This window comes from Gordonia sp. YY1 (assembly GCF_009872315.1).
GTDB classification, from domain to species: Bacteria; Actinomycetota; Actinomycetes; order Mycobacteriales; family Mycobacteriaceae; genus Gordonia; species Gordonia amicalis.
In genome coordinates, this window is the sequence record NZ_WXYI01000035.1 from 1 (window position 1) to 11,123 (window position 11,123).

Below are 11,123 nucleotides of genomic sequence, written 5' to 3' on the forward strand. Positions count from 1 at the left end.
CCATCGGTGTCGATCATCTCGCTTCCCCCGCCAATCTTGCGGGATTCAGCGTGTCCAACACCCGGGGTCAGGGTCCTTTCGACACACCGCAGTCAGGACTTGTGGGATACACATCGTTTGAGTGAGCTGTCGTGCCGCGTGCGTGACAACAGGGCGGACCACTCGCGCGAGGTGATTAGACGGGGTCGACGCGAGTGGCGAATGCAGGGTCTCCGAAGGGCCTGTCTCTATGAAAGCGAACGCCCACCGTGGCCGCAGCGCCGTCAATAATCCCCCACGAGGTCTGGCGCAGGTGCGCGGCAAACAAGTCCCTGCTCATTCCATTCTGCCGACCCTGATCGATCCACCACTGGGTCGCTGATAGACCAGCCCCTAGGATAGAGGCCACTGCTACGGCGACGAGGGACTCGTCGCCGCCGACCTCTCGGAGGCCACGAGCGAACTCGTCAGAAATGATCTCCATTGCCGATCTCAACTGATCTGCGGGCCCTCCCTCGCCGGACTCAGAGTACTGGAACATGTGTTTCGTCATGAGGAAACGGACGACCGCTGGATGGTCGTCGACCAAGGATACGTATGCAGAGATCGCTGAACGGAAAAGCTCGTCAACGGAGCTGTCTTCCTGTCCGGAGAGCAGAGTTGACTGCGCTGACTCCCACATCATCGAACCCAGACGTGCTGCCACGGCGGAATAGAGCCCAGCTCTGTCACCGAAATGGCGGTAGAGCTTAGGTTTCGACGCACCTGCCTCTTCCGCAATATCGTCCATGCTCACGGCATCGCCGAACTTTTCGATCGCGCGTATAGCGGCGTCGACGAGTTCAGCCTTCACGATAGCGCGGTGGTCGTCCCAACGCGTGCTTCGTGCGTCGCGCACACGACGCTGCACTTTCACCGGGGCCGCGGAGATTCGACGGACTACAGACATGGCCTCCTACGTTATCAGGATGGACGACTCGTCGCGCCAGTGAGCACGTGGCGCCCGCGTGGCCGTGACATTGGTTAATGAGACGAGCTTCAGGCGGATCTGTCTAACCTGGCCACAGCTGAATTGAAGTCTCCAACGGCCTCTAGGTTGGACATGTGACCGACCTTGTCGAGAAGAGTGAATTCGAATAGAACGCCCCGCCGACCCAGTCGCGCTGCGAGATCCACCGAATGGGCCGCCGGGGTCAGTCTGTCGGCATCGCCCACGATGACCGCCGCCGGCACTGTCAGCGAGTCAACCCCCCTGCTGACGTCGATTGTCGCCAAAACGGCACCCCACATCCCCCGCACCTGTGGTGGGCATCGCAACACGATGTCGGCGCACTCATCGACTACCTCGACAGTCGCGCCCGGGCCCAGGGTTCCGTAACGAATCAGGCGGCGAGACAAACGCGTGTCCCGCACCTCGGGTCCCGCGACCGCAAGACTAGCCGCGAAGGCCCGTTCAAGTCTCGGTCGTAGCTGTCGGGGAACTTTGAGCAACGTTGACCGATCCACCAACTGTGATGGCCCGGTGCTTGCCAGTACTACTCCGCGGGCCAGCTCCGACACCGAGGCTGGGTACTCAGCTGCCCAGCTCATGATGGACATACCTCCCATGCTGTGTCCGACCACGACAGCCTTGTCGGTGGGAGTGGCGACCGCCCGAACTACGGCCTCCAAGTCATCGGCCAGAAGTCTCGCCGAGAACGGTGCCCGGCCCCGGTCGCTCCACCCGTGTCCGCGTTGGTCGTAGACCACTACCCTATGCGTCGCCGCGAACTGCTCGATCTGTGGCCGCCAGAAACGCCCCTGACAGGCCCAGCCGTGACTAAAGACCAGCAGTGGAGCATCCCGGCCCGGGCCGAATTCCTGGGCGAATAACCTGGTTCCGTCGGAGGAGAGGACCTCTAGGTGCCGCGACACTCGCGACTCGCTCGCTATCTCAGAGGTCATCGAAGCTCACCGTGACTGCATCCGTCAGCGGAAGTGCCTGACACGCAAGCCGTTCACCGTCGGCAATGTCATCTTCAACGAGGATGTGGTTTTGTGCCATCTCTACATCACCCTCGACCAGCTTGCATACGCACGCGCTGCAGGCCCCTTCTCGGCAGGAGTACGGGGCATTGTGACCTTGGGCCAATAGCACGTCGAGCAACGGAGTGTTGCGCGGCCACTCAGTCGTGATGGACTGCCCATTCAGATAGACTGTGGCGGTCGCCACACCATCGTCGTCACTGAGCTGACGCATCGTGGCTATGTCGAACGGATCTCCGGTCAGTGACTGAAAGACTTCTCGATGTACCGAGGAGTGCTCGACACCGCAGGCCTCCGCCGACTTCTGCACCAGATCCATGAACGGCGCCGGACCACAGGTGTAGATCTGTGCACCGCGGTGCTCACGTATGGCGGATTCGACATCCTCAGGTGCCGGAATCCCCATAGCCGACTCCAACCAGTGGAAGACCGTGAAACGCTCGGGGAACTCGGAGGTGATCTGCGCCAGTTGGCCCTCGTACATGATCGACTCGGCATCGCGATTCGCGTAGAACAGTGTGACTTCGCCCCCGCCGCACACAAGGGCCGACTTAATCAGCGACAAGACCGGAGTGATCCCACTTCCTCCTGCAAAGAAAAGAAAATCGACGTCGAGATTCTTAGCCGTGAAGTGCCCTGACGGCGGGAGGACGGTCAACTCCATTCCCGGGATCGCGTTGTCGCACAGCCAGTTCGATGCGTAACCGTTCTCCGTCCGCTTGATCCCGATCTCGAGACGGAAGTCCTCGACGTGAGGCGAGCTGCTCAACGAGTAGCATCGTGCGACATGATCGGTCCGATCAGATGGGATCTTCACGGTGATGAATTGCCCTGGGACATGCTTGAACTCCTCGACCATGGCATCGGGGATCTCGAACGAAATGGTGACGGAGTCTTTCGTTTCCTGGGTCACTTCTGAGACGGTCAAGGTGCGTGAGCGGGCTGCGGCAGCCGGACGTGCATCGGGTTCGACGGTCACTTGAGGATCCCCTGTCTACGTGCGACCGCGTAACCCGCCCGTGTCAGTGGCGCCGCGATGTCCTGGTAGCGGGGACCGATCACCCGTGCCACGAAGTCGAAACCGCGGGCGTCCGCACCGATCAACACTCGTGCCTTCTTCTTGTCCATACCTTTGAGGATTGTCGCCGCTGCTTTATCCGGGGTGCTTCGTGCGATCCTGTCGAACAACGAGGCGACAGTCGCGGTGTCTGCCCCCATGGCGGAGACGCCTCGGGCATTGTTGACGATGTTGGTTTTTACACCCCCGGGTGCACACACGTCACTGTGACCGGGTATCGACTGATTTTCATCTCCTGTCGGAGCGCCTCGGTGAAGCCTCTGACGCCGAATTTCGCGGCATTGTATGCGCTCTGGCTGGGGATTCCGATCAAGCCGAAGACGCTCGACGTGTTAACGAGATGTCCGTCCCCGGACGCGATCAGGTGAGGCAGAAACGCCTTCGACCCGTTAACGACTCCGCCAAAGTTGATGCCCATGAGCCAGTCGAAGTCTTCCCAGGTCATGTCGACCACGTCGACGCCCAAGGCCACGCCGGCGTTGTTGAACACCATGTCGACGTGGCCCGACTCTGACCGCACTCCGTCGGCATAGTCCTGAAACGCACTGCGGTCCGCAACGTCTAGTACGGCGGCGGTTACCGTCGCCCCATACGTGGTGCGGCAAAGTTCTGCAGTCTCCTTCAAGTGCATCTCATCAATGTCGGACAGTGCCAGTGCGGCACCTCGCTCCGCCAACTGGAGTGCCAAAGACCGCCCGATCCCTGACGCGGCACCGGTGATCACTGCCACCTTGCCTGTGTAATCATGCCGGTCAGAATTACTCATGTCGTCTCATCATTTCTACGAATCGTGTCTCTCCGTGCGTTCGGGCTCAGGCGATGTCGTACTCAGCGGGGTCGAAATCTTTTGTGGCGCGCCAGTACTGCCATGTGAAGCCCGGCCACACGGTCCGGTTGACGCCCTGCGAGTCGAGATACCAACTCGTGCAGCCGCCGTTGGTCCACACTCCCTTGGCCAGCTTCCGCTGGATGTCGGTGTTGAACCGTTCTTGCACGGACGGGCGTACGTCGACCTTCTCAGCGCCTCGGCTTTCTACTGTGTCGATAGCCTTCATGATGTATTTGATCTGTTGCTCGATCATGAACACCACTGAGTTGTGGCCGAGGCCCGTGTTGGGTCCGAGGAGGAAAAACAGGTTGGGAAAACCCTCGGTCGTGATGCCCAGGTGCGTGTTAATCCCCGTCTGATGCCAGTGGGACGGGAGATCCTCGCCAGTGGCACCTTTCAGGGCGAGCTGATCGAAACCATCAGTCACGTGAAAACCGGTCGCATAAATAATTACGTCAATGGGGTGCTCGACGCCGTCTGAGGTGACGATGGAATCAGCGGTGACCCTCTCAATCCGATCGCTGATGACAGTGGTGTTGGGCGCCGCAAGTGCAGGGTAATAGTCGTTTGACCCCAGAATTCGCTTACAGCCGATGCGATATGAGGGGGTCAGTTTCTTGCGTAGTACCGGATCAGAGATGGAGCGTTCAATGTTCCACCGAGCGACCCGTTCGATTGGCCGCATAAGGTTGGAGTGACCGTTGAGGCCGAAGGCTAGGCTCTCCGCACCCCAGTACACCGACCACCTGGCGATACGACGTGCAATCGGGAGTCTGCTCAGAAGAGTCCGCAGGGCCGGCGGAACGGTGAAATTCTTGCGGGGTAGGACCCAGGCAGGGGTTCGCTGGAAGACCTTGAGGGACATGGCCTCCTTCTGCACGAACGGCACAAACTGGATAGCGCTGGCACCAGTGCCGATCACGGCGACACGCTTGCCCTCCAGATCCACCGAATGATCCCACTGTGCGGAGTGAAACGCTTCGCCTTTAAAGTCCTCAATCCCCGAAATTTCGGGAAAATTGGGGATATGCAGCGCACCGACTCCTGAGACTACGAACTGAGCAATGTACTCACGTCCGGACTCAGTACGCAGGTGCCACCGCGACTCTGACTCGCTCCAGTATCCGGAAACCAACTTCTGACCGAAATGAATCTTTTGTGTCACGCCGCGCTTGTCCGCCACGTCTTGTAGATACCGCTCAATTTCTGGTTGTGACGACCACACCTTCGACCAGCTACCTCGACTCTCGAATGAGTACGAGTACATCAGCGACGGGACGTCACATGCACAGCCCGGATAGGTGTTGTCGCGCCAGGTTCCACCGACGGAGCTTGCCTTCTCCAGGATTAGAAAGTCGCTGTACCCGCGACGTCTTAGCTGTGCGGCCATCCCGAGACCAGAGAACCCGCTTCCGATGATCAGAATCTTGGTCGAAATCGGGTCGTCGGTTGAGTCAGTTGTGGCGGCGGCGCGCGAGGTGCGCCGGGTAGTTGATGATGCCATGTTTATGCTTTCTCCCTCGTGGGTTCGTTGGCACAACACATCCTGCGCACAGTGGCAGCAGGTGATCTGTTGAGGCGGAGGTGATCGCGAAGCCATCGAGAATGCTCCGCACAGGTCTAACTGATGTCGACCGCGACGTCTCGGCCGCGTGAACGGAGATCAGCGGAGATCGTCGGGAAGGCTCCGCGTCGCGCGCCACATGGCCATTGTGAATTTGCCTTCCAGCATTCCCGCCTCATGGAAGAACCGAATCATGGGCTCCGACATGAACTGCAGGTTGGTCCGATAGTTTGGGCTGGTTTGTTGTGCCCATACGCCACGCCAGCGGCTAATTCCCACTGCGGGGTACACTTTCGGATTTATGAGCAGCGGGTACGCCAGGTTCGCGATGACGGCAAGCACTCCTCGGTGCCAAGCGCGCGTCGCCTTACGTCGACGCTGCATGCCTTCGATCATCTCCAGTCGCGCAAAGGTAATGTGACGGGCTTCCTCGAGGACATGGATCTTCATGAGCTGGCGAAGCTGAGGCTGCATACCGGGGTCGTTCATCGCCTCGCGCTGGGCGCGGTCCAGGATTTCCTCGATCAGCAGCGTGGCTCCGGACACCGACGGTCCGAGGGGGACGAAATGCAGGATCTTTGCGAAGCTCAAGAAGCCCTTAGGGAGCTTGTAAGGGGGCACGCCTGTTTTGTTAATAAGGCGTGCGAACATAGTGGAATGGCGGGACTCATCGCCGATTTCTGTTAGCGCGTATAGGGACTTCTGATCGGTTAGGGCCCCCTTTGCCGACATGCGCAGGAGCGCCGAACTCAAGAGGTTCTCTGCGTAGATGCCGAAGCTGAGGATGCTCACGATCTCGTGGCGTCCCAGCTCGCGACGCTGCTCCTCGGTCATCTTGTTCCACAGTTTGGTGCCGTATAGCGACACCCGGTGCTCTGGCAGAAAGTACTTGCCTTCCTCCCAGGGCGACTCCCAGTCGATGTCGATCTCCGCGTCGTAGAACTTCTCTGCGGAAGACCGCAACAATCGACCCGCCGATCGTTCCATGTCGACGGGCTTGCGTCCGTTCACCCGAGCCATGCCTTCCGTCGAAAAGTCGGGCTTGATCTGGACATTCTGCACGGTCATGTCGTCTCCTCGGTCGTTCAAGGCTGGGAGTTGGGTCCGACGCCCAGCACCCCGCCCAGTACCCATTACTTGTAGTATCTGGTACTGCTAGTATCCACGAGCCGCGTTACTTGTCAACGCTCAGTGCGAAGAAGGTAGGACTCATGTACGACGACCATGACCTCGACTACTCCGGCGAAGGGACCCTGGTGTGCCGCGGGACGGAGATCCATGTCGAAGCGAAGATCAAAGGCTATTTCCAGCCGCTGAACGGCCTCTACACCTGGTATGGCCGGATTCAGAAGAATGATGAGCTCGACGAGCTCCTGGAAGGCGCCCGCGCGATCGCTGTATTTACGACCCCCGAGGGCCGAGCGGAGTGTGTCGTCGGGGATCCCGACTTCTGGGGCCGATACCGCATCTCAGGTAAGAGCACCCCCCCATACCACCTGCCCACCACTCTCGAGGAGGTCGAAGACATGGCCGAGCACCACCACAAGTGACAATCATCCACCGCACGGACGTTCGCCAGACGGATCCGAACGATTGGGTCGCCCACTTCAGGTCGAGAGGATATTGCACATGGTGAGTCCGTCTCCCATTCGAACCCGCTCGTCGAGAGGGGGCGAGAAACTCGGCGAATACAGTCCGACCCTTGAGCGGGTTGCATGGTTTACCCTCCGCCGCAAAGGGATTGTGACGCTGGTTTGGCTCGGTGCCGCTATCGGCTTAGGCCTTCTCTTTCCTCAACTGGAGTCAGTGGTACGGGAACAATCTGTGGATCCGATCCCGGCCGGAGTCCCGTCTTTTCAGACCTTGGACCGTATGGGCGCCTCTTTCGACGAGCGCGGCGCCAAGACCACCGTATTCGTTGTGATGGAGAACAGTGCAGGCCTGTCCGACAACACCCGCGATCGATACCACGTGCTTGTCGACACCCTGCGGGCGGACGACAAGCACGTCATCGCCGTCCGAGACCTGCTGAGCGATCCCCTCACTGCGAGTCAGGCTCTCAGCAAAGACAAGCAAGCCTGGTATCTGCCCGTGGGAGTGACCGGCACACTCGGGGGACCCGATACCGCGGAGGCGGTCGCAGCGGTACGCGACACCGCGGAGAGAATCTTTCGCGACACTGAGACGAGAGTCCGTGTGACAGGCCCACCCGCGACCTTTAGCGACCAACTCGCCGTGGGCGAGTCGGATCTGGTCCTGATCACTGTCGCCACCGTGCTGCTGATCGCCGTGATCCTCCTCGTCGTCTACCGTTCGGTGTTCACCGCGCTGATGCCGCTGCTTGTCGTGGGCATGAGTTTGGCCGTGGGTCGCGGAGTTCTATCTGGACTAGGCGAGCTGGGCATGCCGGTATCCCAGTTCACCTCGATGTTCATGACCGTCATCATCTTCGGTGCCGGAGTTGACTATTCGGTGTTCCTCATCAGCCGCTATCATGAGGGTATTCGAGCAGGCAACTCTCCTGATGCCGCTATTGCCCACGCGAATGCAACTATCGGCCGCGTGGTTCTCGCATCGGCGGGCACTGTGGCCCTAGCCTTCCTGGCTATGGCCTTCGCCAAGCTCAGTGTGTTCAACACTTTGGGGCCGGCCTGCGCAATCGCCATAGCATTCGCATTCTTGGCGACGGTGACATTGTTGCCCCCCGTGCTCTCCTTCGCTGCCAAGAGAGGGGCCGGCCTTCCCCGCCGTGACCTGACGCGGGATTACTGGAGAAGAGTCGGAGTCATGGTTATCCGGCGGCCGGTCCCTCTGCTCGCGATCAGTGTAGTCGCGTTGATTGGCCTCGCCCTGGTCGCCGCAACAATTCAGATCACGTACGACGATCGAGAGGGGCAGCCAACTGACACAGGGAGCAACGAAGGCTACGCGCTGCTCAACCGCCACTTTCCGAAAGACATCATTATCTCGGAATTCTTGGTGGTGGAGTCCGAGACCGACATGCGCACGGCTCAAGGCCTTGCCGACCTCGACCAGTTGGCATCCCGCGTCGCGCAGATTCCCGGCGTGACCAGGGTCATTGGCGTGACGCGGCCAACCGGTGAGAAGCTGCAGCAGGCGCAATTGTCTTGGCAGAACGATCAGATCGGTACCAAGATCACCGAGGAGACCGGAGATGTACAGGCCCGCAAGGGTGATCTGGCCGTCCTGAAGACCGGATCAGAGCAGCTCGCCGGAGGCCTGGCACTGCTAGAAGACCAGATCTCATCCAATCTCGCTCCGCTGTCGGGGTTGCTAGACGAGGTGTCGTCATTTGGCCCACAACTCGATGAGTACCGGCCGTTGGTGAACCAACTCGCGAGCGCCGCCCCAACGCTTCGACAGTTCTCCCAGCGAGCGCCTGAGCTGTCTCAACTCGCACGTCGGGCCCAGTCTGCGGCAGACGCGGTCGCGCCAGCGTTGTCCGCATTGGAAGCTCCGTGGTGTCAGCAGATCGCGCAGTGCTCGGCACTGCGCGCGCAAACGGCCGACATCCGGGCACTCGCGGATGATCAGTCGCTCGCGAGGGTGGCTAACTTTGCCGCGCAACTCGGCCGCGTGAGTGCGCCAGGCTCTACCGACATGGCACAGCTGCAGCGTTCTCTTCAAACGCTGAATTCTGCACTACAGACCATCGGTGGACAGGACCTCGGGAACAGGGTCTCGCAACTCGAGTCCGGCGTCGGCGCACTCGCCGACGGCGCACGTCAGTTGTCGAACGGAGTCGGGGCTTTGGTGGACAGCAACGTTCAGCTACTCGGTGGACTAGCACAGGTCGCCGCACAGCTTCGGGCTCCCGCCCGCGAGATCGGCGATTCTGATTCGGCAACCGGCTTCTATCTCCCCGCGGATGCGTTCAAGGACCAGCAGTTCAGTCAGGTCGCTCGACAGTTCATCTCGCCCGACGGGAAAACCGTGCGCTATGCGGTACAGACCTCCTACGACCCATACTCTGCCGATGCAATGACGCTGGCGAACGAGCTGTCTAGCGTCGCCGAGAACGCGATGCCGAACACCACTCTGGAGGGCGGACGTGCTTCGGTCGCGGGCTTTCCTGCGATCAATGCCGACGTCCAGCGGTTGTTGTCGTACGATTTCAAACTGCTTGGCATAGCCACACTTCTCATCGTGGGTCTGATCCTGATGCTGTTGTTGCGGGCCGTCGTTGCACCGGTCTATCTCCTTGCAACCGTCGTCTTGAACTATATGGCGGCTCTTGGTATCGGTGTGCTCGTACTTCAACACATCCTCGGTGCCGGGATCGCCTGGCCAGCTCCACTGGTGTCGTTCATCGTCTTGGTGGCGGTGGGCGCTGACTACAACATGCTGCTGGTCTCACGCCTGAGAGAGGAGACGAGAGCGAGCGTGCGGGTCGGAGTAATGCGTACCGTCGCCTACACCGGTTCGGTGATCACCTCGGCCGGGTTGATCTTCGCAGCCAGCATGTTCGGGCTGATGGTCGGCTCCATCGATGTGATGGTGCAAATCGGGTTCATCATCGGTGTCGGTTTGCTGCTCGACACGTTCCTGGTGCGGACCTTAGTAGTCCCGGCACTAGCGGTGCTGCTGGGCACTGCAAGCTGGTGGCCGGGTGACATCGACCGCTTCCGGCGCGCCCCGGGACCATCGCAAAAGACACGCGGACGGACCCATGGGGATCTGACAAGCGTCGGTCCCTGAACTTCCCGACCATCCCGTCAACAGGTAAGGATCGGCATAGGGCATGACGCGGCACGGTCGCTCGTGATAGACGAATTGCGTCCGTACAACGCTAGACGGTATGGGTGACTCCACGGCGATGTGGAGAAATTGTCAAGACCTGTGGATCGGGGTGTTTCAGGCGACCTCCGTTCCGGTGCGCTCGTCACCGTTTGAAGGCGGTTGCGGTGGGGTGATGTCGGTGGGCCGTTCGAGCAGTTTGCCTTTGTGGAAGACCGCGCCGGCACGGATGAGCGAAGTGCACGTCAGTGAGCGACTGGGCGACGGGCATATCGACATCGCCACCGATGCGGGCATCGTGATCGCCCGCCACCGCCACGCCACTGCTGGATCGGGAGCGCAGGTGCGTGACCACGGCCATGTCGTCGCCTTGGACACCCTGACCCAAGCCGGCGCCTCCTCCAGTCGCCGGCCGCATCGCCGCAAGGAACGCATCCCGCCCGGCGAGACCGCACGAAACGCCGCAGAAGCGCTGCGCCGCAACACCACAACCACACATCCCGCCACGCCGACAGAGGCGTCGGTGATCGATCTGAGCGTGTACGACGCGCCGCACAGAACAGGACCCAACTCCCATGACCACCACCAGTGCGACAGCTGCTGACGACTCGAACAGTGCTGCACCGCAGTCACAATCGTCGATCTCGATGTACCAGCAACTACGTGGGCACCTCGCTGTACTCAAACTCGACTCCGCTGCGTGACGGCGCTCATTGAAACTGCCCAGTCCTGCTAACTGAAACTGCTCACTTGTGTGGCACCGCCTACAAGGGCGGGCCTTCCTCGATGCTGATGGTCTCTGACCACACATCTGCCTTCGAGGGAGACCCGCTCGTTCATGCTCACACAAGGAGAATCCGTGGAAGCACATGCCCTGCGAAAGCAGGGAT

General features: G+C 60.3%; 8 protein-coding genes and 2 pseudogenes. 3 read left to right on the top strand and 7 right to left on the bottom strand.

Annotated elements, in window-relative coordinates:
• Positions 1 to 175 precede the first annotated feature (175 nt).
• From BPODLACK_RS22670 to BPODLACK_RS22695, 6 genes and pseudogenes are all read right to left on the bottom strand, one after another.
• Positions 176 to 928 carry a TetR/AcrR family transcriptional regulator gene (locus tag BPODLACK_RS22670; RefSeq protein ID WP_159406289.1) on the bottom strand — a complete coding sequence of 251 codons (753 nt, stop codon included), beginning with the start codon at positions 926 to 928 and terminating at the stop codon, positions 176 to 178.
• Between the two features lie 89 nt (positions 929 to 1,017).
• A complete protein-coding gene (locus tag BPODLACK_RS22675; protein WP_006438834.1) occupies positions 1,018 to 1,923 on the bottom strand; it encodes an alpha/beta fold hydrolase in 906 nt (301 codons plus the stop codon).
• Positions 1,913 to 2,983 (bottom strand): ferredoxin--NADP reductase, encoded by a 1,071-nt coding sequence (locus tag BPODLACK_RS22680; protein ID WP_006438833.1) that lies wholly within the window; start codon positions 2,981 to 2,983, stop codon positions 1,913 to 1,915. Before BPODLACK_RS22680 ends, BPODLACK_RS22675 begins: the two co-directional genes overlap by 11 nt.
• Positions 2,980 to 3,848, bottom strand: a pseudogene (locus BPODLACK_RS22685) (SDR family NAD(P)-dependent oxidoreductase). The gene BPODLACK_RS22680 and the pseudogene BPODLACK_RS22685 overlap by 4 nt, the downstream one beginning before the upstream one ends.
• 46 nt (positions 3,849 to 3,894) lie before the next feature.
• Complete coding sequence (locus BPODLACK_RS22690; protein WP_159406290.1) at positions 3,895 to 5,415, bottom strand: flavin-containing monooxygenase; 1,521 nt, start codon at positions 5,413 to 5,415, stop codon at positions 3,895 to 3,897.
• Between the two features lie 159 nt (positions 5,416 to 5,574).
• Positions 5,575 to 6,543, bottom strand: a complete 969-nt coding sequence (locus BPODLACK_RS22695; RefSeq protein ID WP_006438830.1) for an AurF N-oxygenase family protein — start codon at positions 6,541 to 6,543, stop codon at positions 5,575 to 5,577.
• Between the two features lie 143 nt (positions 6,544 to 6,686).
• On the opposite strand from BPODLACK_RS22695, the gene BPODLACK_RS22700 reads away from it, so the two are divergent.
• Positions 6,687 to 7,025: a DUF4873 domain-containing protein gene (locus tag BPODLACK_RS22700; RefSeq protein ID WP_006438829.1), complete on the top strand. Its 339-nt coding sequence runs from the start codon at positions 6,687 to 6,689 to the stop codon at positions 7,023 to 7,025.
• A gap of 79 nt (positions 7,026 to 7,104) precedes the next feature.
• A complete protein-coding gene (locus tag BPODLACK_RS22705) occupies positions 7,105 to 10,194 on the top strand; it encodes an MMPL/RND family transporter (protein ID WP_159406291.1) in 3,090 nt (1,029 codons plus the stop codon).
• 156 nt (positions 10,195 to 10,350) lie between these two features.
• Here BPODLACK_RS22705 and BPODLACK_RS23960 read toward each other — a convergent pair.
• Positions 10,351 to 10,638, bottom strand: a pseudogene (locus BPODLACK_RS23960) (hypothetical protein); the annotation flags it as partial.
• A 170-nt stretch (positions 10,639 to 10,808) separates the two neighbouring features.
• Between BPODLACK_RS23960 and BPODLACK_RS23965 the strand changes: the two are divergent.
• Positions 10,809 to 10,937, top strand: a complete 129-nt coding sequence (locus BPODLACK_RS23965; protein ID WP_442903282.1) for a hypothetical protein — start codon at positions 10,809 to 10,811, stop codon at positions 10,935 to 10,937.
• The last annotated feature ends 186 nt before the right edge of the window (positions 10,938 to 11,123 follow it).

Bases quoted from the DNA above. Each gene is read 5' to 3' on its own strand.
- BPODLACK_RS22670 (WP_159406289.1), bottom strand. From the start codon at position 928: ATGTCTGTAGTCCGTCGAATCTCCGCGGCCCCGGTGAAAGTGCAGCGT.
- BPODLACK_RS22675 (WP_006438834.1), bottom strand. From the start codon at position 1,923: ATGACCTCTGAGATAGCGAGCGAGTCGCGAGTGTCGCGGCACCTAGAG.
- BPODLACK_RS22690 (WP_159406290.1), bottom strand. From the start codon at position 5,415: ATGGCATCATCAACTACCCGGCGCACCTCGCGCGCCGCCGCCACAACT.
- BPODLACK_RS22695 (WP_006438830.1), bottom strand. From the start codon at position 6,543: ATGACCGTGCAGAATGTCCAGATCAAGCCCGACTTTTCGACGGAAGGC.
- BPODLACK_RS22700 (WP_006438829.1), top strand. From the start codon at position 6,687: ATGTACGACGACCATGACCTCGACTACTCCGGCGAAGGGACCCTGGTG.
- BPODLACK_RS22705 (WP_159406291.1), top strand. From the start codon at position 7,105: ATGGTGAGTCCGTCTCCCATTCGAACCCGCTCGTCGAGAGGGGGCGAG.
- BPODLACK_RS23965 (WP_442903282.1), top strand. From the start codon at position 10,809: ATGACCACCACCAGTGCGACAGCTGCTGACGACTCGAACAGTGCTGCA.